We start from the raw sequence: 23,976 nt of genomic DNA, 5'->3' as shown, positions 1-23,976 counted from the left end.
CGCCGGCACGCCCGGCACGCCCGACGCCCACCCGGCGGCGCTGCCCTCGCCGCGGTCGTCCCCGGACGGCGCCGGCTCGTCCGAGGCTGACACCGACGAGCACGACCCCGGGCGCGTCCTCGTCCCGCACGCCGACCTCGCCGCGCCGACGCTCACGACCGGGCTGCGCGCCCGCGGGTGGGAGGTCGACGACGTCGTCGCGTACCGGACGGTGCGCGGGCCGGACCCCGACCCCGTGGTGCACGAGGACTGGACCGCCGGGCGGGTCGGCGCGGTGCTCCTGACGTCCGGCAGCACCGCCCGGAACCTGCTCGACCTGCTCGGCGGGCCGCCCGCCGGGACGCTCGTGTGCTGCATCGGCCCGTCGACCGCCGCGGAGGCCGCCCGCCTCGGGCTGCGCGTCGACGCGGTCGCCGAGGAGCAGACTCCGGCGGGCCTCGTCGCCGCGCTCGTGCGCGCCCGGGCCGCGGCCGGGGCCGACCTCGCCGCCACCGGGGACCTCGCCGGGACCGGGGACGACCTCACCGCCACCGGGTCCGAGCTCACGGCCCCGCCCACCCCCAGCCGTCCGACCGACTCCCCGTCACCCGAGGTGACCGCATGACCCAGCCGACGACCCCGTCCACCCCGACCGTGGCCGCCCGCGCCGCGGCCCCGCGCGCCGTCCCGACCCCCGGCCGTACGCGCCTGCGCCGCCTGCGCCAGAGCCCCGCGATGCGCCGCCTCGCCGCCGAGACCCGCGTGCACCCGGCCGAGCTCGTGCTACCCGTCTTCGTCAAGGAGGGGCTGACCGAGCCGCGGCCGATCACCTCGATGCCCGGCGTCCTGCAGCACACGCGCGACTCGCTGCGCCGCGCCGCGGCCGAGGCCGCCGAGGCCGGGCTGGGCGGCGTGATGCTGTTCGGCGTCCCCGAGCACCGCGACGCGACGGGCACGGGCGCGACCGACCCCGACGGCATCCTCAACGTCGCGATCGCCGACGTGGTCGCCGAGGTCGGGGACGCTCTCGTCGTGCAGGCCGACCTGTGCCTCGACGAGTTCACGGACCACGGGCACTGCGGCGTGCTGACCGCGTCGGGCGCCGTGGACAACGACGCGACGCTCGTGCGGTACGCGGAGATGGCCCTCGCGCAGGCCCGGGCGGGCGCCCACCTCGTCGGGCTCAGCGGGATGATGGACGGCCAGGTCGCGGTCGTGCGGGACGCGCTCGACGCGGAGGGCTTCCTCGACACCGCGGTGCTCGCGTACGCCGCGAAGTACGCGTCGGCGTTCTACGGACCGTTCCGCGAGGCCGTCGAGTCGACGCTCGAGGGCGACCGGCGCACGTACCAGATGGACCCGGCCAACCGCCGGGAGGCCGCGCGCGAGGTCATGGTCGACATCGCCGAGGGCGCGGACGTCGTCATGGTCAAGCCCGCCCTGGCCTACCTCGACGTGCTCGCGGACGTCGCCGCGATGTCGACCGTGCCGGTCGCCGCCTACCAGGTGTCCGGCGAGTACGCGATGGTCGAGGCGGCCGCGGCGAACGGCTGGATCGACCGTCGGCGCGCCGTGACGGAGTCGGTGCTCAGCATCCGGCGTGCGGGTGCCGATCATGTCCTGACGTACTGGGCGGTGGAGCTGGCCGGGTGGCTGGCGGAGGAGAGCAGATGAGCGAGCAGGCGCCGGAGACCTCCGAGCGGTACTTCGCGCGTGCACGCGGCGTCATCCCGGGCGGGGTGAACTCGCCGGTCCGCGCGTACGGCGTCGTCGGCGGCACCCCGCGGTTCATCGCGTCGGCGAAGGGCCCGCACGTCACGGACGTCGACGGGCGCGAGTACGTCGACCTCGTGTGCTCGTGGGGCCCGGCGATCCTGGGTCACGCCCACCCGGCCGTGCTCGACGCGGTGCACGCCGCCGCCGACCGCGCGCTGTCGTTCGGCGCCCCGACGCTCACCGAGGTCGAGCTCGCCGAGGAGATCCGCAACCGGGTCCCGGCCGTCGAGCGGCTGCGGCTCGTCTCGACCGGCACCGAGGCGACCATGACCGCGATCCGGCTCGCGCGCGGCGCCACCGGGCGCGACCGCATCATCAAGTTCGCGGGCTGCTACCACGGGCACGTCGACTCGCTCCTGGCCTCCGCGGGCTCCGGCCTCGCGACGCTCGCGCTGCCCGGCTCGGCCGGCGTGACCGCCGCGGTCGCCGCCGAGACGATCGTGCTGCCGTACAACGACCTCGCCGCGGTCGAGGCCGCGTTCGCGGAGCACGGTGACAGCATCGCCGCGATCATCACCGAGGCGGCGCCCGCGAACATGGGCGTCGTCCCGCCGCTGCCCGGGTTCAACAAGGCGCTCTCGCGGATCGCGCACGACCACGGCGCGCTGCTCATCCAGGACGAGGTGCTCACCGGCTTCCGCGTGAGCCCGTCCGGCTGGTGGGGGCTCGAGGGCTCGGTCGAGGGCTGGGACGCGGACCTGTTCACGTTCGGCAAGGTCGTCGGCGGCGGCCTGCCCGTCGCCGCGGTCGGGGGCCGGCGCGACGTCATGGAGGGCCTCGCCCCGATGGGTCCCGTCTACCAGGCGGGCACGCTCTCGGGGAACCCGGTCGCCACGGCCGCGGGGCTCGCGACGCTGCGCGCGGCCGACACCGCGGTGTACGGGCGGGTCGACACGGTCGCCGCGGTGCTGCGCAACGCGTTCACGCAGGCGCTCGCCGCCGAGGGCGTCCCGCACGTGGTGCAGTGGGCCGGGAACCTGTTCAGCACGTTCTTCGGGGAGGACGCGGCGCAGCACGGCGCACGCGACTACGCCCAGGTCCAGGCCAGCGAGTCGTGGCGCTACCCGGCGTTCTTCCACGCGCTGCTCGACCACGGCGTGTACGCGCCGCCGTCGGGCTTCGAGGCGTTCTTCGTCTCGGCCGCCCACGACGACGACGCGGTCAACCGGGTCATCGACGCGCTCCCCGCGGCGGCGAAGGCGGCTGCGGCGGCGCAGGCTCCGGCGCGCTGACGGGCCGGCCCGCCGCACGACGAGTTCCGCCGCGCGGTCCGGTCCACCCCGGGACATCCCCGCCGCCGGACGGTCGCGGGGCCGGCGGCCACAGGAGGACGCGATGGCGGACGACGCCCCCTCGACGGCAGCGCTGCTCGGGCGCTGGCGCACCGAGGGCCAGGTGCTCGGGGACGACGGCGCGACGGTCGTGGCGACCGTGGTCGGCAGCGACGTCTACGAGGCGCTGGGGCCGTTCGTCGTGCACCACGTGGACGTCGTGATGGGCGGGCGCCGCACCCGCGCGCTCGAGGTGATCGAGCCGTGGGACGCCGCACGCGGGGTGTTCCCGACCCGTGCGTACGACGACGAGGGCGGCATCGACACGTCGACCGCGAGCGTCGACCCGGACGGCGTGTGGACGTTCCGCGCGGGCGACGCCGAGGCGACGCTGCAGGTGTCCGACGACGGCTCCTCGATGCACGCGCGCTGGACCGTGCCCGGGCCCGCCGGCAGCAGGCGGCCGTGGATGGAGCTGGACCTGCGCCGCGACGACCGCCCAGGACCGGCCGACGCGGCGCGGTAGCCTGCCGGACGTGAATTCGCCCGGGACCGACGCGCAGACGGCCCTGGTCGACGAGCTCGACGACGAGCGCCGGTACCTCGCCGACGCCCGCGCGGCGCTCGGGCGCATGCGGGACCGCGCGGAGGCGCTGCTCGAGGTCGGGGCGGGCACGGTCGGGGACGCGTACGCCGCCGAGCGGCTCGGGGTCGCGCTCGTCCGGCGCGTCCGGGAGCTCACCGTCGACGAGGACACGCCGCTGTTCTTCGGGCGGCTCGACCTCGCGGAGCCGGCCGACGACGACCCGGACGACGACTCCACGCGGTTCTACGTCGGCCGCCGGCACGTCACCGACGACGTCAGCCACCCGCTCGTCCTCGACTGGCGCGCGCCGGTGTCGCGCGCGTTCTACCGGGCCAGCGCGCGCGAGCCGCACGGCGTCGTGACGCGGCGGCGGTTCGGGTCGTCGGGCGGGGCGCTCACGAGCTTCGAGGACGAGCACCTCGACCGGGCGGCTGCGGCTCCGGCCGCCGACGGGGCGGGGGACGCCCCCGGGACCCCGAGCAGCATCCTCACCGCCGAGATCGAGCGCCCCCGCGTCGGCCCGATGCGCGACATCGTCGCGACGATCCAGCCCGAGCAGGACGAGCTCGTGCGGGCCGACCTCTCGGTGTCGCTGTGCGTGCAGGGCGGCCCGGGCACCGGCAAGACGGCCGTGGGCCTGCACCGCGCGGCGTTCCTCTTCTACACGCACCGCCAGCGCCTGCAGCACGCGGGCGTGCTCATCGTCGGGCCCAACCGCACGCTCATCCGCTACATCGCGCAGGTCCTGCCCTCGCTCGGCGAGCTCGACGCCGAGCAGGTCAGCGTCGGCGACCTCTACCCGCTCGACGTGCGCGCGACGGACCCGCCCGAGGTCGCGGTGCTCAAGCACGACGTGCGCCTGGCGGCCGTGCTGCACCGCGCGCTGTGGTCGCGGATCGCGCCCGCGGCGGCGCCGGTCACCGTGCCGCACGGCTCCTACCGCTACACGCTGTCCCCGTCGGCGCTCGACGAGCTCGTCGCCGAGGCGCGCACCCAGGCGACGACCTACGGCGGCGGGCGCGAGCGGCTGCGGTCGCGGATCGCGGCCGCGCTCATGCGGACCGTCGAGAACCGCAGCGCCGAGGCGCCGAGCGAGTCGTGGTTCCGCAGCACGAGCCGCAGCCGCCCGGTCACCCAGGCGCTCGACGCGGTGTGGCCGGCGACGACCCCCGAGGCCCTGGTGCACGGGCTGCTGTCCGACCGGGCCGCGCTCGCCGCGGCGGCCGACGGCGTCCTCGACGACGCCGAGCAGGCGCTGCTGCTGTGGGCGAGGCCGGCCCGCTCGCCCCGGGCCGTGCGGTGGAGCGAGCACGACGCGGTGCTGCTCGACGAGGTCGCCGGGCTGCTCGACCGGCCGCGCGGCTACAGCCACCTCATCGTGGACGAGGCGCAGGACCTGTCGCCCATGCAGTGCCGGGCGCTGGCCCGGCGCAGCACGCACGGTTCCGTCACCGTGCTGGGCGACCTCGCGCAGGGCACGACGCCGTGGGCGGCCCGGAGCTGGCACGACACGCTGACGCACCTCGACAAGGCCGGCGCCGAGGTCGTCCCGCTCACCACCGGGTTCCGCGTGCCGCGCGTCGTCATGGAGTACGCGAACACGCTCGTGCCCTCGCTCGGCCTCGACCTGCCGGTCACGTCGTCCCTGCGGCAGGACGGCTCGCTCCGGGTGCGGCAGGTCGGGGACGTCGTGGCCGGCGCGGCGGAGGAGTGCCGGTCGGCGCTCGGGTTCGAGGGCTCGGTCGGGCTGATCGTGCCCGACTCGCTCGTCGAGGACGCAGCGCGGGCGCTCGACGCCGCGGGCCTCGCGTGGGACCGGACCGACGCCGAGGTCCCGTCCGGGCGGATCACGCTCGTGCCCGCGTCCGTGGCGAAGGGCCTCGAGTACGACCACGTCGTCGCGGTCGAGCCGGCGCGCGTGGTCGCCGAGGAGGCTCGTGGGCTGCACCGGCTCTACGTCGTGCTGACCCGTGCGGTGTCGCGGCTCGTCGTCGTGCACCGCGAGCCGCTGCCCGGGGCGCTGCGCTCGCGCGACGCGGCCTGAGGGGCGCTCAGAGCCAGCCGTTGCGCTTGAAGAGGCGGTGCAGGACGGTGCACGTGGTCCCGATGACCGCGAGGACGGCGAAGTAGCCGTACTTCCAGTGCAGCTCGGGGATGTTGTCGAAGTTCATGCCGTACAGCCCGGCGACCGCGGTCGGGACCAGGGCGATCGCCGCCCAGGCGGAGATCTTGCGGGTGTCCTCGTTCTGGCGCAGGGCGATGGCGGACTGCACCACGGTGACGCGGGCGACGTTCGCCTGGAGCACGTCGCTGAGGAGCCGGTCGATCCCCTCGACCCGGTCGGCGGCACGCAGGGCGTGGTCGTGCACGTCGCGGAAGTGGCTGCTGGCCGCCGCGGGGAGGTGCGCCACGGAGCCGGCGGCCAGCTCCTCGAGGGGCCGCAGGAGCGGGACGACGGCGCGGCGGAACTCGGCGATCTCGCGCTTCAGGTTGTAGATCCGCTCGGCGTGGTCGTCCTCGCCGGGACCGAACACCTGCGTCTCGATGTCGTCGACGTCCAGGTCGATGTGCCCGAGCACCGCCTCGTACTCGTCGACGACGAGGTCGGCCGCCCGGTAGAGGACCGCGGTCGGCCCGAAGGCCAGGACCTCCGGGGCGATGCCCTGGTCGAGCTCGCGGCGCACGCGCTTGAGGACGTCGCTGTGCCCGTGCCGGACGGTGAGGACGAAGCGCTCCCCGAGGAAGACCGCGATCTCCGCGACGTCGACGACGTGGACCGGGTCGATGTACCGGACTGGCTTCAGCACGGCGAACACCACGTCGCCGTGGACCTCCAGCTTGGGTCGCTGGTGGGCCTTCACCGCGTCCTCGACCGCGAGCGCCGGCAGCTGGAACAGCTCGGCGACCTCGGTGATCTGCGCCGCCGTGGCGTGGTGCAGGCCGATCCAGACGAACCCGTCGCCGTCCCGCGCGGCTGCGACGGCGTCCGCCAGGTCGAGCGGGTGCGGGCGCTCGTCTATGTCGCGGTAGAGCGCGCAGCCACCGACGACGTCGTTCACGCGTACCTGGGTCGCGTGGGCACGCAGGTCGTCCACGTCGGGCTCCGTCCTCTCCGTCTGCTCGGGCGAGCGGCTCACCGTAAGGGATGCGACGTGCCCCCGTGGGAGTGGGATCCCGACGTCGCGCCGTGCCCGCCGCTCGTCGCCCGGCGACTCCTCGTCAGCCGCCCGGTCCTCGGCGGTCGCTGCTCCCGGGCTCCCGGTACCGGTCCGCGACGGCCGAGGCGCGCTCGTGCAGGGCAGCCCGCAGCCACGGCGGGGACAGGGCCTCGCCGTCCACGCCGAGCTGCCACACCACCCACTCGGCGTGCCGCGGGTCCTGGAACGTGGCCTCGACCCGCAGCCAGCCGTCCGCGTCGGTCTGCTCGCCGGCGACGGCGAGCGCGGTGCCCACGAGCTCGTCCCGCCGCGCGGCCCGCACCCGCACGGCCACCGTCACCTGGTGGTCGCCCGCCCGGAACCGCGCGCTGCGGTCGAGCCACGCGCGACCCAGGTCCACGCTGTCGGGGCGCTGGGCGGGCTCGTCGAGGACCTCGGCGGCGAGGACCCGGGACAGCCGGTACGTGCGGTCCTCGCCGGACCTCGTCGCCAGCAGGTAGGTCCGGCCGCGCGCGGTGACGAGGCCGACCGGGTCCACCGTCCGCCAGTCCGGTTCCTGGCCCGCGGCGGCGTAGTGCAGACGCAGCCGGAGCCCGGCGAGCACCGCACGACGGACCGCCGCCGCGACGGCAGCCGGGACGTCGTCGGCGTCCGCCCGGCGCGCCAGCAGGTCGGTGTCCGGCTCGACCAGCAGACGCCCGGCCGCCTGCGCCGCGGTGGTCCGGCTGCTCGCCGGGAGCGCGTCGACGACCTTGAGCACGGCCGACGCGAGCGCCGACCCGAGGCCGAACGCCTCCGCGCCCCGCCGCGACCCGGCGACGAGCAGCGCGAGCGCCTCGTCGTGGGTGAGCCCGGTCAGCTCCGTGCGGAAGCCGGGCAGCAGCGCGAAGCCGCCGTGCCGGCCGCGCTCGGCGTACACGGGCACGCCGGCCGCCGAGAGCGCCTCGACGTCGCGCAGGACCGTGCGGGTCGAGACCTCGAGCTCGCGGGCCAGCGCCTCCGCGGAGAGCCGGCCGTGCCGGCGGAGCAGCAGCACGAGCGAGACGAGCCGGTCAGCGCGCACCGGACGACCGTAGCCGATACACGACAGAGGGTGTCGTGATTCGACGAGAGCCTGATCGTACGGGCCGGCGCGCTGCCGGCCCGCACCTCCGCACCTCCCGACGACCGAAGGACCCGACGTGACGATCGAACGAACGGCTGTGAACCCGGTGACGTGGTCGCAGGAGCTCGGCTTCCACCAGGGCGAGCTCGTCTCCGGGCACACCCGCACGCTGTACTGCTCCGGGCAGACCGCGACGAGCGCCGACGGCGCGCCGCAGCACCCCGGCGACATGGCCGCGCAGGTCGGGCTCAGCCTCGACAACCTCGAGGCCGTCCTCGGGCACGCGGGCCTGTCGCTGTCCGACCTCGTGCGGCTGAACGTCTTCACCACGGACGTCGACCTGCTCCTGCAGCACTACGGGGTGCTCGCGTCGCGGCTCGCCGCCGCCGGCGTCGCCCCCGCGACCACCCTGATCGGGGTCACGCGCCTCGCGGTCCCCGGCCTGCTGGTCGAGCTGGAGGGCACCGCGGTCGCGTGACGACGGGACCGGCGAGCCGGGGCGCTGCCCTACTCGCCGGTCGCCCCGTCGACGAGCTCGCGCGCGACGTCGAGGTGACCCGCGTGGCGGGCGTACTCCTGGAGCACGTGGAAGGCGATCCACGCGAGCGTCGGCGCCGGCTCGGCGGTGAACCGCCCACCCAGGGCACCGCGCTCGCCGAGCGGCACCGACGTGAGGACCGCCGTCGTCCGCTCGCCGCCCGCGTGCAGCCGCTCGACGACGTCCGCGACGGTCAGAGCCTCCGGGACCGCCCACCGACCGTCGTCGACCCCACCGGCGTGGTCGCCCCAGGGGTCGTGGACCGGCTCCGCCAGGAACCCCCACACGAACCACCGGCGCTCCATGTGCACGAGGTGCCAGAGCAGCTCCAGCGGCGTCCAGCCGGACGGCAGCACCGACCGGCGGAGCACCGGCTCCGCGAGCCCGGACACCTTGCGCGCCACGGTGCCGCGGTAGAAGTCGAGGTACGCGACGAGCTGCACCGCGGCGTCCGCGGAGTCGACCTGCGGTTCCCCGCTCGAGACAGCCATGCGGCGACCGTAGCCCGAGGCCCGCGCGGTGACCGCACGCCTCGGGGCGGGCGCGCCTGCACCCGTACGGTGGTCCGAGCGCGCGCCGACGCTCTCGCCCCCGGTCGTGCGCGGCCACCCGGGACCGGAGACAGTGGGTGCGCCCGAGGACCCCTGCCCGAGCCGCACGACCTGGAGGACCAGTGCTCACCCGTGACGACGTGCTCGCCGCCCAGGAGCGGATCCGCGGACGGGTCCGCCGCACGCCGGTGATCGCCGCCGACCCGGAGGCCGGCACCCTCTGGCTCAAGTGCGAGCTCCTGCAGCTCGCGGGCGTGTTCAAGACCCGCGGCGCGTTCAACCGCATCCTCACCGGCCTCGAGACCGGCGCCCTCGACCCCGCGACGGGCGTCGTCGCCGCGTCCGGGGGCAACGCCGGCCTCGCGAACGCCTACGCGGCCGCCCGGGTCGGTGTCCCGGCGACCGTCTTCGTCCCCGAGACCGCACCGGCCGTCAAGGTCGCCCGGCTCCGTGAGTACGGCGCGACCGTGCGGCAGGTCGGCCGGGAGTACGCCGAGGCCTACCTGGCGGCCGTCGAGTTCGCCGACACCACCGGCGCGCTGTTCTGCCACGCGTACGACCAGCTTGAGGTCGCCGCGGGAGCGGGAACCATCGGCGAGGAGATCCTCACCGACGTCCCCGACGTCGACACGATCGTCGTCGCGGTCGGCGGCGGCGGCCTCTTCGCCGGCATCGCCGCCGCGGCCGAGGGGCGCGCCCGTGTCGTGGCCGTCGAACCCACCCGCATCCCGACCCTGCACAGCGCCCTGCAGGCGGGGCAGCCCGTCGACGTCGCCGTCTCCGGCATCGCCGCGGACTCCCTCGGGGCGCGACGCATCGGCAGCATCGCCTTCGACGTCGCCCGGCGCACCGGGCCCGTCAGCGTCCTCGTCGAGGACGAGACGATCGCGGCCGCCCGCACCGCCCTCTGGCAGGACTACCGCATGGCGGTCGAGCACGGGGCGGCCGCCGCCTACGCCGGGCTCGCCAGCGGCGCGTACCGGCCCGCACCGGGCGAGCGGGTCGCCGTGGTGGTGTGCGGCGCCAACACCGACCCGGCGACGCTGGGCTGACCGCATCCAGGTGCAGCTGCCGAGTGCTCCACCGCGACTCAGGACGGGCCACCCTCCCGGCGCCCTGACCCGTTCTGCCCCGCGGAGCGCGTCGAGGCCCGGAGCAGCCGCGCCAGGTCGCACGGGGGTCGCCCGGTGCTCTCGACGTCGGTGCAGCGAGCGGCAGACCCAGGGTGCTGGGATGCAGCGACTGCCCGCCCGAGGCGCCTGACCCATGCGGTTCCACCTGGACCCCGACGTCCGCGCCGCCTGGCTCACCGGCGACACCCGCGTCGCCGCGCAGGCCGTCAGCCAGGTCCCCGCTGCGGCGCGGACGCGATGGGCGTGCGGACTGGCGACCGCAGCACTGCCTGCGGTCGTCGACGCAGGCGAGCTGCGAGCCGCCGTCGAGCGCGCCGGCCTGCTCGACGACGTCGACGACCCGCGCGCCGCGCGCACGCTCTTCGAGACAGTTCGCCGGCACCGGCTCTCCCTGACCCCGCCAGATCGCGATCCGGACGCGGGGACGCAGAGCAGCGACGAGCTGGTTCTCGCGCTGGCCGAGCTGACGTGCAAGGTGGTGCACGACGAGGCCACCGCCGGGGCCGCCTTCGATCCCGACTCGGACCTCCGGCTCGTGCACAGCGCCGCGGCGCTCGCGCGCCGCCTCCCCCACCTCGAGCACGCTCTGTGGCTCGCCGTCTGCCGCCGGGCCCCCTGACACGCCAGAGGGACACGGAGCTCCGGACGCGGAGCACCGCGCGAGCACGCCGCGCGACGTCGCGCGCACGTTCCGGCTGCCCCTCCCGGGTTCGCTCAGCGGGACCGTCCGTCACCCCGGACGGCCCGCCGGTCCAGGACCTCCGACCCAGTCGGGAATACCCCCAGGGGGTACCGTGTTGGGGAGGGCGACGGCACCGACCAGAGGAGCGCACCATGCACGGCTACACCGGGGACAAGGACGACTACCTCAAGCGGCTGCGGCGCATCGAGGGCCAGGTCCGCGGCATCGCCCGCATGGTCGACGAGGACGTGTACTGCATCGACGTCCTCACGCAGGTCGCCGCCGTGACCAAGGCCCTGCAGGCCGTGAGCATCGGCCTCGTCGAGGACCACCTCGCGCACTGCGTGGTCGACGCGGCACGCCAGTCCCCCGAGGACGGCGCCGCGAAGGTCAAGGAGGCCGCGGACGCCATCGCCCGGCTCGTCCGCAGCTGACACCCACCCCACTCACCCCACTCCGAGAGGACCACTCCCATGAGCCAGACCACCACCTTCTCCGTCGACGGCATGACGTGCGGCAACTGCGTGCGCCACGTGACCGAGGAGCTCCAGACCATCCCCGGGGTGCGGGACGTGACCGTCGACCTGCACGCCGGTGCGTCGTCCCCCGTGACCGTCGTGCACGACGAGCCGCTGACCGACGACGCCGTGCGCGCGGCCGTCGAGGAGGCGGGCTACGCGGTGACCCCGAGGGGGTCGCTGCTGTGAGCGCCCCCAGCACCGCACGCCCCGAGCCGCGCGACCTGCCCGTCGCGACCGTCGACCTCGCGGTCGAGGGCATGACGTGCGCGTCGTGCGTCGCGCGCGTCGAGAAGCGCCTCGGGCGGCTGCCCGGGGTGACCGCGACCGTGAACCTGCCGCTCGAGTCGGCGCACGTCGAGATCCGCGTGCCCGACGACGGAACCGCCGCCGACGAGGCCGCGCTCGTCGAGGCCGTGCGCAAGGCCGGGTACGACGCGCGGGTCACCGGGCGACGCCCGGGTCCGGCGGTGGACGTGCAGGACGCGCTCGTGGCGAACGACGCCGTCCCGCCGGCCGACACCGTCCCGGCACCCGCGCACCACGGCGAGCACGCCCCGGCGCACGACGGCGTCGCGCACGCCACGGCACAGCACGACGCCCACCCGATGGACCCCTTCGAGCACGCGCTCTCCGGGCACTCGATGGGCGAGGGCCACGACATGGACCCCGGCGCCGACATGTCCGCGCCGACGCCCGACCGCGGGGCCGACCTGCGGCGCCGGCTCGTCGTCGCCGCCGTCCTCTCGCTCCCGGTGCTCGTGCTCTCGATGGTGCCGGCGACGCAGTTCCGCGGCTGGCAGTGGGTCGTCGCGGCGCTCGCGCTGCCCGTCGCCACGTGGGCCGCGTGGCCGTTCCACCGCGCCGCCGCGAAGGCCGCCCGGCACGGCGCCTCGACGATGGACACGCTCGTGTCGATCGGCATCGTCGCGGCGACCGGCTGGTCGCTGTGGGCGCTGCTCCTCGGCGGCGCCGGCACGCTCGGCATGCGCATGGAGCCGACGCTGTTCCCCGCCGACGCGGCGGGGACGGGCACGGCGATGCCCGAGCTGTACTTCGAGGTCGCGGCGATCGTCACGACCTTCCTGCTCGCGGGCCGGTACGCCGAGCACCGCTCCCGCCGCCGGGCCGGGGACGCGCTGCGGGCGCTGCTCGACCTCGGCGCCAAGGACGTGGCGCTGCTCGTGACCGGCCCGGACGGCCGGCGCACCGAGCAGCGCGTGCCCGTCGACCGCCTGCAGCCCGGCGACGAGTTCGCCGTGCGGCCGGGCGAGAAGGTCGCGACCGACGGCGTCGTGGTCTCGGGGACGAGCGCGGTCGACGCCTCGCTCCTCACCGGTGAGCCCGTGCCGGTCGACGTCTCCCCCGGGGACGCCGTGACCGGCGCGACCGTCAACACGTCGGGGCACCTCGTGGTGCGCGCGACGCGGGTCGGCGAGGAGACGCAGCTCGCCCAGATCGGCCGGCTCGTCGCTGCCGCGCAGACCGGCAAGGCGCCCGTGCAGCGGCTCGCCGACCGGATCTCGGCGGTCTTCGTGCCGATCGTGCTGGTGCTCGCCGTCGCGACGTTCGCCGGGTGGGTCGTCACCGGCGGCGGCGTGCAGGCGGCGTTCACCGCGGCCGTGGCGGTGCTGATCATCGCGTGCCCGTGCGCTCTCGGCCTCGCGACCCCGACGGCCCTGCTCGTCGGCACCGGGCGCGGCGCGCAGCTCGGCGTGCTCATCAAGGGCCCGCAGATCCTCGAGGAGACGCGCCGCGTCGACACCGTGGTGCTCGACAAGACCGGCACGATCACGCAGGGCCGCATGCGGCTCGTCGACGTGGTGCCGGCCGAGGGCACCTCCGCCGCGGACGTGCTGCGGTACGCCGGCGCGGTCGAGGGGATGTCGGAGCACCCGATCGCGCGGGCGATCGCGGACGCGGCCGACGAGGCGGTGACCACCTCAGTGGTGACCACGGCGGTGTCCGCCGGCTCGACGGAGGTCGGTGCCGACGGCGTCGGGATCGGCTCCGACGAGGTCCGCGAGTTCCGCAACGAGCCGGGGCGGGGCGTCGTCGGCGTCGTCCGCACCGCCCACTCGGGGGTCGGCCTCGCGCGGCGCGTGCTCGTCGGGCGCCCGGCGTGGCTCGAGGAGCAGGGCGTGCGCACGGAGGTCCTCGCGGAGCGGTTCGCGGCCTCCGAGGCGGACGGCGCGACCGCGGTCATGGCCGCCTGGGACGGCTCGGCTCGCGGCGTGCTCGTGCTGCGCGACCCGGTGAAGGACACGTCCGCCGACGCGGTCGCCCAGCTCCGCGCGCTCGGGCTGCGGCCCGTGCTGCTCACCGGCGACAACGCCGGCGCCGCCCGCGCGGTGGCCCGCACCGTCGGCATCCCGGAGGCGGACGTGGTCGCCGAGGTGCTGCCCGCCGACAAGGTCTCCGTGGTGCAGCGGCTCCAGGCCGAGGGCCGGCGCGTCGCGATGGTCGGGGACGGCGTGAACGACGCCGCCGCGCTCGCCGCGGCCGACCTCGGGCTCGCGATGGGCACCGGCACGGACGTCGCGATCGAGGCGGCCGACGTGACCCTCGTGCGCGGCGACCTCCGCTCGGCGGCGCAGGCGATCCGCCTCTCGCGCCGGACGCTCCGGGTCATCCAGCAGAACCTGTTCTGGGCGTTCGCGTACAACGTCGCGGCGATCCCGCTCGCCGCGTCGGGGCTGCTCAACCCGATGATCGCGGGCGCCGCGATGGCGTTCTCGTCGGTCCTGGTCGTCGGCAACTCGCTGCGGCTGCGCGCGTTCGCCTGAGCGCCACCCGTCCCGACCCGTCCGGCCCCGTCGTGCACCCGCGCGGCGGGGCCGGGCCGCGTCGTGCACCCGTTCGCCACCGCGCTCCACCCGGGTGAACCCGTCATCAGGCCCGGGTGAAAGCCGATGGGTCGGTCACGGACGAGGACGGACGAGGGCAGACGGGTGGCACGGACGACGGGTGGGCACGAGGGACGCCCCGGCGTGCCCGCACACGCCGCGCCGCCGCACGCTGCACCGCCGCACGCTGCACCGCCGCACCCCACCGCTCGCACCGGCTCGGTCGCCGGGCCGTTCGGGGACCCGGCGCCGCAGACCCGCCGTCACCGGGCCAACGCCTCCGCGTCGCGCGTGCTCGCGCGCGTACCGCTCCCCCTCGCCGTCGTCGGCACGCTCGTCGTCGCCCTGCCCGCGCTGCTCGCGCTGCACGCGCAGGGCTGGGTGCTCGGCTCCCCCTGGGTGCTGACCGGCCTGGTCCTGCTGCAGGTGGTCCTGCTGAGCGAGCGTGTCGAGCGGCTCGTGCGCGGGACGGAACCCGACGGACGCCCGCTCGTGACCCTGCTCGGCGCGTCCACGCTGGTCGCGGCGTTCGCGTGGACCGCGGGCTGGAGCGCGCTGGTGCCCGCCACGGCGCTCCTCGTCGCGGTCGCCCACGTCCAGCGCTCCGGCAGCGGGGTGTGGCCGCGCGCCGGGACGCTCGTCACGCTCCTCACGCTCGCCGGACAGGCCGGCACGGAGCTCGGCTGGGTCGCGAGCGCGCTCCCCGTCTGGGCGAGCCACGTCGCCGCGGGCTGGCTGCTGCTGGTCACGTGGCTCACGCTCGCCGACGTCGGGCTCTCGGTCGCCGCCGACGCGTCGGTGACGGATGCGCTCGCCCGCACCGAGGCGCGGCTGCGCGCGCTCATGGACTCGGCGACGGACGTGCTCACGGTGAGCGACGCGGACGGCGTGCTCACCTACGTGAGCCCTGCGGCGGAGCGCACGACCGGCCACCCCGCGGAGAGCCTCACCGGCACCTACCTGCTCGACCTCGTCCGTCCCGAGCACCGCGCCAAGGCCGCCCGCCAGCTCCGCGAGGTGATGGCCGTCCCGGGTGCACGCCGGACCCTCGACGTGCCGCTCACGCACGCCGACGGCGAGTCCCGCTGGTACGAGTGGAACGTCCACAACCTCCTGGCCGACCCGCTCGTGCGGGGTCTCGTCGTCGACCAGCGTGACGTGACGGACCGGCGCTACCAGGAGGAGCAGCTCACGCACGCCGCGTCGCACGACGACCTCACCGGGCTGCCCAACCGGCGCGAGCTCCTGCGGCTCCTCGGGCTGGGGCTGCGCGCCGTCGGGCCCGGCGCCGCGCTCGCCGTCCTGTTCGTGGACCTCGACCGGTTCAAGGCCGTCAACGACACGTACGGGCACGCCGCGGGCGACGAGGTGCTCATCGAGGTCGGCCGGCGGCTGCGCACGCACCTGCGCCACGGCGACGTCCTCGCCCGCCTCGGGGGTGACGAGTTCGGCGCGGTGCTCGTCGAGGTGCGCGACGACGTCGAGATCGCCGAGCTCGTCGAGCGCCTGGAGGAGATCGTCGCCCAGCCGATCCGCGTCACCGGCGGCGTCGTGAGCGTCGGCGTGAGCATCGGCGCCGCGATCACGACCGACCCGTCGACCGAGCCCACGTCGTTGTTCACGCGCGCGGACACCGCGATGTACCGGACCAAGCACGTGCACCGCGCGGCACGCGGCGCCGGCGAGGCCGGGAGGCCGATCGCGTCCTGAGCGGCCGGGCGCCCTCAGCCCGCCGCGGGCGACGGCCCTCGCTCGCCGTCGTTCACGGCCACCCGGTCCCGTCCCCCGGTCTTGGCCCGGTAGAGCGCCTCGTCGGCCGCGGAGTACAGCGCCCGCAGCGTCGTCACGTCCTCCCGCGCGTACGCGACGCCGATGCTCACGGACAGCGCGAGCGGCCCCTCGGGCGTCGGCAGCGGGTGCGACCGGACGAGCTCGGCGACGTCCTCGGCGAGCGCCTCCGCGCCCCCCGTGCTGCCCTCGGTCACGAGCACCGCGAGCTCGTCGCCGCCCAGCCGGCTGAGCACCGTGCCGGGGCGCTCGCGGCTGCGCAGGAGCGCCGCGACGTGGGCGAGCACGTCGTCGCCCACGGGGTGCCCGCGGCTGTCGTTGATGGTCTTGAACCGGTCGAGGTCGAGCACGAGGAGCGCGGTCGTCGTGCGGCCCTCGCGCGCGAGCGCGGTGCGCGCCGCCTCGTCGAGGACCCGCCGGGTCGCGAGGCCGGTCAGGGGATCGATCGCCGCGAGCGTGGTCAGCCGGGCCACGAGCGCGTCACGCTGCTCGCCCGAGACGACGAGCAGGGCGGTCATGACCCCGAGCGTCGCCCCGACGAACGCGACGTCCGTGACCGCGCGCTCGACGGGCAGCAGCGCGAGGGCGAGCACCGCGTCGGCGGCCACGGTCAGGACCGTGATCCCGACGGCGGCCCGGCGGCGCAGCTGCGAGCTCGCGAACAGCACGGGGAACGCGAGGAAGACCTGCCCGGCCGCGCTCGCGTCGTTCGTCGCGAAGTCGAGCGCCGTGATGAGCACGACGCCGCCCGCCGGCAGCGCGACCCACAGCCAGGTCGGCGCCCGGTGGCCCCGGCGGTACAGCAGTGCGGCGCACGGGATCGCCACGGCGGCAGCGGCGAGCACCGCGACGCGTTCCCAGCCGGACTCGATGCTCGGGTCGACGGCGGCGAAGGCCAGGATGACGACGGCACCCACGAGGATGAGCACAGCGGCGGACCGGGCAGCGGCGACCCGGTCGCGCGGCTCGCTCCAGTGGCCGGACGACACACCCCGATCATCGACCCTCAGGGCGTGGACCTGAGCACGGGGCACCCGGTCGCCGCTCCGGTCACCCGTTCACCGACCGGTCGGGCGACGGCCGCCACCCGGTCGCGACGCCCGACCGGGTCACGACGTCGAGCACCGCCGCGGCGAGCGCGTCGTCCGCGACGCCGTGCCAGGTGCCCGGCAGGCTCCGGTGCTCGCCGTGGGCTCGGTGGGGTGGGGGGCGGCGTCCATGCCGGTCAGACCGGCCCACCGTGCCGAACTCATCGCCCGGCCGGCCCGGCGGCCCCGGTCAGCGGAACCGGCGGCCCTCGTCCCTGCGGTACGCCGTCACGGCCAGCGCCCCGAACAGCACCGTCCACCCCAGCAGCACCGGGAGCGCCAGGACGTACGCGGGGTAGCCGGTCGCGACCTCGATCACGAGGTCGCGCGCGGCCCGGGTCGGCAGCGCGCGGGACATCGCGTTCATCCAGCCGGGGAAGACCTCGGGCGGCATGAACAGCCCGCCGGCGAACGCGAGCGGGAACAGCACCGCCTGCACGACCGCGATGGCCGCCTTGTTGCTGAGCGCGTAGCCGATCGCGAGCCCGAGCATCAGGAACGGCAGCGCGACGAGGGGCACGCACGCGAGCGCGAGGAGCAGGCGCTGCGGGGTGATCGTGGCCTCGGTGAAGACGACGGCGATGACGATCAGCGGCACGAGCGCGAGCAGGCACCAGACGATCCCGTTGACGACGCGACCGGCGAGGCGGGGTGCCGCGCCGGCGGGCAGCGTGCGCAGGTACGGGTCGAACGGCAGCGCCCGGTCCTCGGCGACGCCCGCGCCGAACGAGAACAGGCACGTCGAGATGATCGCGAACGTCGCGAGCTGCGCGGCCGCGGCCGTCGCGATCCCCGGGTTCTGGGACACCTCGGGCTGCGGCACCACGAAGAAGAACATCGCGAGCGACGGGAACAGGAGGTTGCCGATGACCGCGATGGGCACGCGGACCGTCTCGAGGAACTGGAAGCGCGCGTGCAGGAGCGTGAGGTGCAGCGCGGTGCGCGGGGCGAGCGTCGTGGTGGTCATCGCGGGGCTCCCTGGGTGACGGCGTCGGACGGGGTCGCGTCGCCGGAGGTGCGGGCGGTGCCGGACGGGCCGGCGGTGCGGGCGCCGTCGCGGGCGGGCTCGCCCCCGGTGAGCGCGAGGAAGGCCTCCTCGAGCGAGGCGCCGCGGACCTCGAGCCCGCTGAACGGCACGTCGTCGCGCACCAGGGTGCGGACCACGGCGTCGGCGTCGGACGCGAGGAGGGTCCAGCGGTCCCCGTCGCGCTCGGCGCCGACGACCCCCGGGATCCCGCTGAGCGCCCCGGCGGCGTGCTCGGGCACCGAGACCAGGACGCGCCGCACGGCCACGAGGTCGAGGACCGCGGCGAGCGAGTCGTCCGCGAGCACGCGGCCCTCGCCGATCACGACGACCCGCTGCGCGAGCGCCTCGATCTCCTCGAGGTAGTGGCTCGTGAGCAGGACCGTCGCGCCGTCCGCGTGGTACTGCCGGAGCGCGTCCCAGAGCACGTGCCGGGCCTCGACGTCGAGCCCGGTGGTCGGCTCGTCGAGCAGCACGAGCCGGGGGCGCCCCACGAGCGCGAGCGCGACGGCGAGCCGGCGCTTCTGGCCGCCCGAGAGCCCGCCGGTCTGCCGTCCCGCGAGGTCGCCGATGCCGAACCGCTCGAGCACCTCGCAGCGCGGCATCGGGTCCGGGTAGTGCCCGGCGACGAGGTCGACGACCTCGCCGACCTTGAGCGTCGGCGGCAGCCCGGTCTCCTGCGGCGTCGTGCCGAGGCCGAGGCGCGCGGCCGCGTCGCGGGGGTCGCGGCCGAACAGCCGGATCTGCCCCGCGTCGGGCTTCCGGATCCCGCTGACGAGGCTCAGCACCGTCGTCTTGCCCGCGCCGTTCGGCCCGAGCAGCCCGACGAGCTCGCCCTCGTGGACGTCGAGCGACACGTCGTCGAGCGCGGTCACGGCACCGAACCGGCGTGTGACCCCCTCGACCTGCACCACGTGGTTCATGACTGCGCTCCCTTGAGGAGGTCGGTGAGCCGGCGTGAGTAGCGCTCGAACGCGTGGCGCCCGGTGCTCGTCAGCTCGAGGTAGGTGGCCGGGGTCCGGCCCTCGTGGGTCTTCGTGACCAGGACGTACTCGGCCTCCTCGAGCTTGCGCACGTGGGTCGAGAGGTTCCCGGCGGTCATGTCGAGCAGGCGCTGGAGCTTGGGGAACGAGACCCGGTCGCCCCGCGGCATCGCGGCCAGCGTCGCGACGACCCGCAGGCGGGACTGCGCGTGGATGACCGGGTCGAGGTCGTCGTCGATCACCAGCCGCCCTTCCGCCGGGCCACGTGCGCGACCGTCGCGGCGGTCAGCATCCCGCCGCCGCCCGCGAGCGCCATCAGCAGGTAGGAGCCGGGCACCCCGAGCAGCGTCGTGGCCCCGGCGACGAGGGCGATCCAGGCGCCGAGCAGGAACATCCGCCAGTCCTCCCACATGGCCGCACCGGCCGCGTAGAGGACGCCGACGACGAGCGCCGAGAGGGCGTTCCAGCCGAGCGCGAGGACCTCCCAGCTCGCGCCGGCCCGGGTGAGGCCGATCATCGTGAGCACGACCGCGCTGAAGCCGATCGTCCAGGTCCACCCGAACATGGCGCCCGAGCGCGCGCTGGCCCCCCGGACGCCTGCGGAGCGGCGCGCGATGTGCGCGATCGTCGCCGCGAGCGCCCCGCTCAGGAGCACCCCGAAGACCGCGAACGCCGTCCCGTCCGGGTGGCCGGACGGCTCGCTGCTCGCGGACGCCCACAGGACGAGGTAGCCGACGAACCAGGCGAGGCCCCACGCACCGAAGAGGATGCGCGGGTCGGGCGCCACCTGGTCGCGGACGCGGGTGCGCTGCGCCTGGATGATCGCGAGGCTCTCCGCGAGGTCGAGCGGCTCGTCGGTCGCGTCGTCGGGTGCCATCGGGTCGTCTCCCTGATCTGCAGAGTGCTTTGCGTTGCAAACTACTCTGCCAGGCGTGACCACCACAAGGGGTCCCCTACCCCCCGGCACCGTCCGGCGGCGAGCCGGGCACGGCGCGCGCGAGCCGGGTCCCGCGGGGGCACGCGACGACCACGCGCTGCACGATGTCCCGCGCCGCTCGCGCGCCGGACTGCAGGGCGCCCTCCATGTACCCGAAGAAGCCCGACGAGGTCTGCTCGCCGGCGAAGTACAGCGCCCCCTCGTGCGGCCGGAGCTGCGCCGGGAAGACCGTCGACGCCTGGCCGCGCGCCGGGACGGCGTACCCGGTCATGACGTAGGGCGTCGTCGGCCAGTCGCACCACAGGGTCGCGGGCGGCGGGCCCGGCCGGCCGTGCGGGAACAGGGCCGCGAGCTTCGCCGGGTAGTCCCCGACCGCCTGCACGAACCCGCCGCCCGAGAAGACCGACAGCGCGTACGGCCCGCCGCCGGCGTCCGGGTCGACGGGCGTGCGCTGCGGCCCCTGGTTGTCGGTGCCCTCCCAGACCGAGCCCACGTCGTCCGCGCGCGCGGCCGGGAACTGCTCGGGCGGGCGCTGCCGCTCCCAGAAGCGCGTCGGGTAGCGGGTCAGGAACTTCACCGCGGGGCCGTGCACGAGCATGCGCGGGGCGGCGGGGAACGGCGGGTCGAACCGGATGCCCGCCCAGACCGTCGGCGGCGCCGTCAGCACCGCGAAGTCGAAGCGCTCGACGCGCGGCCCCGGGCGGCCGCCCGGGCCCCACAGCTCGGGTCCCCGGGCGGGAGGCAGCTCCGAGACCACCGCCACGGCCCGCCGGAACGACGGGCGCACCTGCACCTGCGTCACCACGGTCTCGCGCCGGACCGTCAGCCCGTCCGCGAGCCGGGTGCCGAGCAGGTCGTTGCCCCCGCGGCAGCGGTGCGTCTCGGTCGAGAGCCAGTAGCCCAGCATCCCGCGCGGCGTGCTGCCCATCCGCGCGGCGCTGACCGAGCTGAGCAGCCCCAGGAAGCTCTGCCGGTCGATCGGTGCGCAGTTGTCGTTGCCGAGCGTGAACTCGAACCACCGGCGCGCGAGCGGGCCGGGCGGCCGTCCGCCGCGCAGCGTCCCGAGGGCCGACGCCACGGAGACCGCGTCCCACGCCGCGGCGCGGCGGTCGAGCCACGGCTCCGTCTCGCTCAGCGTCACCGCGAGCGCGCCGAGCGCGCGCTGCAGCTCCAGCACCTCCGTCTCCATAGCCGCGCGGTCGGCACCCACCACGTCCCGGCCGCGGAACCGCAGCCGTCCGTCCGGGTACTCGGTCACCGGGTCGAGCGTGAGCCCCAGGCGCGTGGCCAGCAGCATCCACAGGGGGTGGTTCTCGCCGATCAGCTCGGCGCCGGCCTCGATCACGTGCGGACGCACGAACGTGCGGTCGGTGACCACGCGGCCGCCGATCCGGGACGCCGCCTCGAACACCGTCACGTCGACGCCGCACCGGTCGAGGTACCACGCCGCCATGAGCCCGGCGAAGCCGCCGCCCACGACCGCGACCCGGACCCCGCCGGGCGGCAGGCACAGCTCCCCACGACGCTCGGTGAACCAGTCGGGCGTGAGCCGGCGCCGCACCGCGTCCTCCTGCTTGCGCAGCGACTCGCGCCGGCGCTCCTCCTCGTCGAGGTAGTCGTCGTCGTCCCCCGCGAGCCGGGAACCGCTCACGGGAACACGGGCAGCGTGCCGTCCGGCTGGAGCCACACGAGCGTCGTCGGGAGCGTGAACTCCCAGGGCTCACCCTCGGGCACCGCGCCGGCGAGGTCGTCGGTCCGCGCGCGGAGCTCCTCGGCGAGCGAGACGTACAGCGGCGAGTCGAGCGTCGGCGGGTCCCCGCCCCGCCACACGCGCGACGCGAGGTCGCCGCCGGGCGCGCTCAGCAGGTACAGGACGGCGTCGGCGTACGCGGGAGGCACCGGCAGGACGACGCGGCACGACCCCGCGGTGAGGAACTGCACGAGCTCCGGGTCGGGGTCGCGCAGCCGCTGCAGCTCCACCCACGTCGCCTTGCTCCCCCAGAAGTACGGGTAGAGCAACCAGGTCATCTGCTCCCACTCGAAGGCCTGCTCGAAGAACTGGACGACGGGCCCCTCGCGGAGCGCCTCGAGGACGTCGACCTCGGGGTGGTGCACGGGCGCGTCGGGCGGCGCCGTCACGGCCTGGAACTGCCCGAAGTGCTGGCCGGTCAGCATCGTGATGCACAGCTTCTTCAGCTCGTTGCGCTCGGTCTCCCGGTTCGCCGCCGGGCTCTGCCCGAGGACGCCCTCGTCCTGCGCGGCACGGGTCGCCGCCGCGACCTTCTCGTCGTAGGTCGCCTGGAGCGCCCGGTACGCGGCGTGGATCTTGTCGTACGTCTGCAGCCGCCACTTCGCGAGCGCGCTGTCCTGCCGCGTGCAGGCGCCCTGCACGTTGAGGGCGAACGCGTGCAGGTCGTACGCGGCGACGCTGACCGGCACCTGACCGCCGACCGGCCCGAGCGTCGCGACGCTCGTGCCCCCGACGGGGACGTGCGGCCGGCTCGTCAGGAACGAGTTGCCGTCGCTCGAGTCGTTGAGGACGGCGTAGATCTGCTCGCCGACCTGGACCGTGAGCTTGGGGTAGTTGACCCACAGGGCCGAGACCGCGACCCGGTGCGACGTCATGCGGTAGTCCTCCGGGACCACGAGCCCGTCCGCGGTCACCGCGGCCGACACCCCGTTCTCCATCGCCTCCTTCACGACGCTCACGCTCACGTGCACGGTCGCGGGCGGCGGCGGCGCGACGCCGGTCGCGCCGTACCGGGCGGCGTACCGGACGTAGTTCTGCTCCGTGAGGTCGGCCGCGCTCAGCTGCGTCCACTGCGCGGGCGGCAGGAACGGCGTCAGGTCGTTCACGAACGGCGCCGGCGGGGTCGCGTCGACCTCGACCCGCGCGTTCGCGCGGACCGCGCGCAGGAACGCGGCCGGCTCCGGGACGACGAGCTCGAGCATGAGCCGAGAGCCGTAGTCGTGGACCTGCGCGCGGTAGCGCTTGTCGACCCAGCGGTAGACGCCGACGACGTGCTCCGCACCCGCCGAGTTGTCCACCCCGTGGGTGCTGGTCTCCTCGAGCTCGTCCGTCGTGGTCGTGGTGCGCGACGTGAGCGTGCGGACCTGGACACGCGTGATCGTGCGGTCGACCACGTCGTGCGCGAACACGCTCGACGCCTTCTCGCTGTCCTCGCGCGCCGTCGAGTACGCGAACTCCCCCGACGCCGACGCGACGACCGGCCCGTACGACGCGGTGACCTGGAGCCCCGCGCGCACGCTCATGTCCTCCTTGACCGTGCTCGCGGTCTCGCGCTTGAGCTCGAAGCGGTCCGTGGTCTGGGTGTCGCGCTCGAGCTCCTCCGTGCGCTCCACGGACTCCAGGAGAGACGTCTGGGTGCGGTGCAGCGCGCGGTGCACCCGGGACTTCTGCTCGCGCGCGAGCACGTTCTCGATCGAGGCGACCTCGCCCGGCTCGTAGGCCAGCAGGGTCTGCCGGACGACCTTGAGGTCACCGATGCCGAGGGGCCGGATCCGGCCCTGCACGTCGACGTCCGGCGCGGTCCCCGGGTCCACCGCCGCGGGCGGAGGCAGGCTCGGCGGCGCCGCGAGGTCCGGCGCGCCCGCGACCGCGACCGTGAGCTCGCCGGACTCGACGAGCGCCTCGAGCGCGTGCTGGAACCCCGGGTCGTGCGCGTGCGCGAGGGCCCGTGCTCCGAGGGAGTCCAGGTGCGCCTCGAGCCGTGCCTGCGCGTCGGGCACCGGGGTGCCGGCCACGACCCCCGCGTCGTCGAGCAGCCGGGTCGTCGCCGGGTCGAGGTCCCCGAGCGCCTCGCCGACCGTCCCGGACGAGCTCGCCACGACGCTCTGCTGCGACAGCGCGCCGAACGACGTCACGGGCCCCGGGACGACGTGCGCGACCGGGGGCGCGCCGCCGAGGTCGCCGAGCAGCCGGCGGGTCAGCCCGGCCTGCTGCACGAGCGTCCGGGCCAGCGCGTCGCCCGCGCCGGTGCCGGAGCCCGCCG

General features: G+C 75.7%; 22 protein-coding genes. 12 read left to right on the top strand and 10 right to left on the bottom strand.

What is annotated here, in order from left to right:
• The 5 genes from AB6N24_RS15925 to AB6N24_RS15905 all read left to right on the top strand — a co-directional run.
• Positions 1 to 604, top strand: a 604-nt coding sequence (locus tag AB6N24_RS15925; protein ID WP_412870364.1) for a uroporphyrinogen-III synthase, incomplete at its 5' end; no start/stop codon positions are given.
• Positions 601 to 1,653 (top strand): porphobilinogen synthase, encoded by a 1,053-nt coding sequence (gene hemB / locus AB6N24_RS15920; protein WP_412870363.1) that lies wholly within the window; start codon positions 601 to 603, stop codon positions 1,651 to 1,653. The genes AB6N24_RS15925 and hemB, both read left to right, overlap by 4 nt.
• Positions 1,650 to 2,987, top strand: a complete 1,338-nt coding sequence (gene hemL / locus AB6N24_RS15915; protein ID WP_412870362.1) for a glutamate-1-semialdehyde 2,1-aminomutase — start codon at positions 1,650 to 1,652, stop codon at positions 2,985 to 2,987. Before hemB ends, hemL begins: the two co-directional genes overlap by 4 nt.
• Before the next feature lie 103 nt (positions 2,988 to 3,090).
• The gene (locus AB6N24_RS15910) at positions 3,091 to 3,552 is read left to right on the top strand and encodes a hypothetical protein (RefSeq protein WP_412870361.1); all 462 of its coding nucleotides are present in this window, start codon (positions 3,091 to 3,093) and stop codon (positions 3,550 to 3,552) included.
• A 10-nt stretch (positions 3,553 to 3,562) separates the two neighbouring features.
• Positions 3,563 to 5,656, top strand: coding sequence for a HelD family protein (locus AB6N24_RS15905; protein WP_412870360.1), 2,094 nt, complete (start codon positions 3,563 to 3,565; stop codon positions 5,654 to 5,656).
• 7 nt (positions 5,657 to 5,663) lie between these two features.
• On the opposite strand, the gene AB6N24_RS15900 is transcribed toward AB6N24_RS15905, so the two are convergent.
• Both AB6N24_RS15900 and AB6N24_RS15895 read right to left on the bottom strand, forming a co-directional pair.
• Complete coding sequence (locus tag AB6N24_RS15900) at positions 5,664 to 6,707, bottom strand: magnesium and cobalt transport protein CorA (RefSeq protein ID WP_412870359.1); 1,044 nt, start codon at positions 6,705 to 6,707, stop codon at positions 5,664 to 5,666.
• A 124-nt stretch (positions 6,708 to 6,831) separates the two neighbouring features.
• Complete coding sequence (locus tag AB6N24_RS15895) at positions 6,832 to 7,833, bottom strand: helix-turn-helix transcriptional regulator (RefSeq protein WP_412870358.1); 1,002 nt, start codon at positions 7,831 to 7,833, stop codon at positions 6,832 to 6,834.
• A gap of 124 nt (positions 7,834 to 7,957) precedes the next feature.
• On the opposite strand from AB6N24_RS15895, the gene AB6N24_RS15890 reads away from it, so the two are divergent.
• Entirely contained in the window at positions 7,958 to 8,353 is a 396-nt protein-coding gene (locus AB6N24_RS15890; RefSeq protein ID WP_412870365.1) for a RidA family protein, read from the top strand.
• 29 nt (positions 8,354 to 8,382) lie between these two features.
• Here the strand turns inward: AB6N24_RS15890 and AB6N24_RS15885 are convergent, their stop codons facing one another.
• Positions 8,383 to 8,904 carry a DinB family protein gene (locus AB6N24_RS15885; protein ID WP_412870357.1) on the bottom strand — a complete coding sequence of 174 codons (522 nt, stop codon included), beginning with the start codon at positions 8,902 to 8,904 and terminating at the stop codon, positions 8,383 to 8,385.
• Positions 8,905 to 9,086: 182 nt separating this feature from the next.
• Here AB6N24_RS15885 and AB6N24_RS15880 point away from each other — a divergent pair, with 182 nt between their 5' ends.
• The 6 genes from AB6N24_RS15880 (at position 9,087) to AB6N24_RS15855 (ending at position 15,853) form a co-directional block, all read left to right on the top strand.
• On the top strand, positions 9,087 to 10,016 hold the full coding sequence (locus AB6N24_RS15880; protein ID WP_412870356.1) for a threonine/serine dehydratase: 930 nt from the start codon (positions 9,087 to 9,089) through the stop codon (positions 10,014 to 10,016).
• Positions 10,017 to 10,230: 214 nt separating this feature from the next.
• Entirely contained in the window at positions 10,231 to 10,716 is a 486-nt protein-coding gene (locus tag AB6N24_RS15875) for a hypothetical protein (RefSeq protein ID WP_412870355.1), read from the top strand.
• A 215-nt stretch (positions 10,717 to 10,931) separates the two neighbouring features.
• On the top strand, positions 10,932 to 11,213 hold the full coding sequence (locus tag AB6N24_RS15870) for a metal-sensitive transcriptional regulator (RefSeq protein ID WP_034631433.1): 282 nt from the start codon (positions 10,932 to 10,934) through the stop codon (positions 11,211 to 11,213).
• Between the two features lie 39 nt (positions 11,214 to 11,252).
• A complete protein-coding gene (locus AB6N24_RS15865; RefSeq protein ID WP_412870354.1) occupies positions 11,253 to 11,486 on the top strand; it encodes a heavy-metal-associated domain-containing protein in 234 nt (77 codons plus the stop codon).
• The gene (locus AB6N24_RS15860) at positions 11,483 to 14,083 is read left to right on the top strand and encodes a heavy metal translocating P-type ATPase (protein WP_412870353.1); all 2,601 of its coding nucleotides are present in this window, start codon (positions 11,483 to 11,485) and stop codon (positions 14,081 to 14,083) included. Before AB6N24_RS15865 ends, AB6N24_RS15860 begins: the two co-directional genes overlap by 4 nt.
• A 204-nt stretch (positions 14,084 to 14,287) precedes the next feature.
• On the top strand, positions 14,288 to 15,853 hold the full coding sequence (locus AB6N24_RS15855) for a diguanylate cyclase domain-containing protein (RefSeq protein ID WP_412870352.1): 1,566 nt from the start codon (positions 14,288 to 14,290) through the stop codon (positions 15,851 to 15,853).
• Positions 15,854 to 15,867: 14 nt separating this feature from the next.
• Here the strand turns inward: AB6N24_RS15855 and AB6N24_RS15850 are convergent, their stop codons facing one another.
• The 7 genes from AB6N24_RS15850 to AB6N24_RS15820 all read right to left on the bottom strand — a co-directional run.
• On the bottom strand, positions 15,868 to 16,920 hold the full coding sequence (locus AB6N24_RS15850) for a GGDEF domain-containing protein (RefSeq protein WP_412870351.1): 1,053 nt from the start codon (positions 16,918 to 16,920) through the stop codon (positions 15,868 to 15,870).
• 289 nt (positions 16,921 to 17,209) lie between these two features.
• Positions 17,210 to 17,986 carry an ABC transporter permease gene (locus AB6N24_RS15845; RefSeq protein ID WP_412870350.1) on the bottom strand — a complete coding sequence of 259 codons (777 nt, stop codon included), beginning with the start codon at positions 17,984 to 17,986 and terminating at the stop codon, positions 17,210 to 17,212.
• Positions 17,983 to 18,966 carry an ABC transporter ATP-binding protein gene (locus tag AB6N24_RS15840; RefSeq protein ID WP_412870349.1) on the bottom strand — a complete coding sequence of 328 codons (984 nt, stop codon included), beginning with the start codon at positions 18,964 to 18,966 and terminating at the stop codon, positions 17,983 to 17,985. The genes AB6N24_RS15845 and AB6N24_RS15840 overlap by 4 nt, the downstream gene beginning before the upstream one ends.
• A complete protein-coding gene (locus AB6N24_RS15835) occupies positions 18,963 to 19,268 on the bottom strand; it encodes a transcriptional regulator (RefSeq protein WP_412870348.1) in 306 nt (101 codons plus the stop codon). Before AB6N24_RS15835 ends, AB6N24_RS15840 begins: the two co-directional genes overlap by 4 nt.
• Positions 19,265 to 19,903: a hypothetical protein gene (locus AB6N24_RS15830; RefSeq protein WP_412870347.1), complete on the bottom strand. Its 639-nt coding sequence runs from the start codon at positions 19,901 to 19,903 to the stop codon at positions 19,265 to 19,267. The genes AB6N24_RS15835 and AB6N24_RS15830 overlap by 4 nt, the downstream gene beginning before the upstream one ends.
• Positions 19,904 to 19,979: 76 nt before the next feature.
• Complete coding sequence (locus tag AB6N24_RS15825) at positions 19,980 to 21,614, bottom strand: flavin monoamine oxidase family protein (protein ID WP_412870346.1); 1,635 nt, start codon at positions 21,612 to 21,614, stop codon at positions 19,980 to 19,982.
• On the bottom strand, positions 21,611 to 23,976 hold a 2,366-nt coding region (locus AB6N24_RS15820; RefSeq protein ID WP_412870345.1), incomplete at its 5' end, for a hypothetical protein. The genes AB6N24_RS15825 and AB6N24_RS15820, both read right to left, overlap by 4 nt.

Source organism: Cellulomonas jepli, assembly GCF_047229345.1.
Taxonomy (GTDB): domain Bacteria; phylum Actinomycetota; class Actinomycetes; order Actinomycetales; family Cellulomonadaceae; genus Cellulomonas_A.
This window is presented reverse-complemented; position numbering and strand designations above follow the sequence as displayed.

Coding starts and splice junctions, on each gene's coding strand:
- hemB (WP_412870363.1), top strand. CDS start 601: ATGACCCAGCCGACGACCCCGTCCACCCCGACCGTGGCCGCCCGCGCC.
- hemL (WP_412870362.1), top strand. CDS start 1,650: ATGAGCGAGCAGGCGCCGGAGACCTCCGAGCGGTACTTCGCGCGTGCA.
- AB6N24_RS15910 (WP_412870361.1), top strand. CDS start 3,091: ATGGCGGACGACGCCCCCTCGACGGCAGCGCTGCTCGGGCGCTGGCGC.
- AB6N24_RS15885 (WP_412870357.1), bottom strand. CDS start 8,904: ATGGCTGTCTCGAGCGGGGAACCGCAGGTCGACTCCGCGGACGCCGCG.
- AB6N24_RS15875 (WP_412870355.1), top strand. CDS start 10,231: ATGCGGTTCCACCTGGACCCCGACGTCCGCGCCGCCTGGCTCACCGGC.
- AB6N24_RS15870 (WP_034631433.1), top strand. CDS start 10,932: ATGCACGGCTACACCGGGGACAAGGACGACTACCTCAAGCGGCTGCGG.
- AB6N24_RS15865 (WP_412870354.1), top strand. CDS start 11,253: ATGAGCCAGACCACCACCTTCTCCGTCGACGGCATGACGTGCGGCAAC.
- AB6N24_RS15845 (WP_412870350.1), bottom strand. CDS start 17,986: ATGACCACCACGACGCTCGCCCCGCGCACCGCGCTGCACCTCACGCTC.
- AB6N24_RS15840 (WP_412870349.1), bottom strand. CDS start 18,966: ATGAACCACGTGGTGCAGGTCGAGGGGGTCACACGCCGGTTCGGTGCC.
- AB6N24_RS15830 (WP_412870347.1), bottom strand. CDS start 19,903: ATGGCACCCGACGACGCGACCGACGAGCCGCTCGACCTCGCGGAGAGC.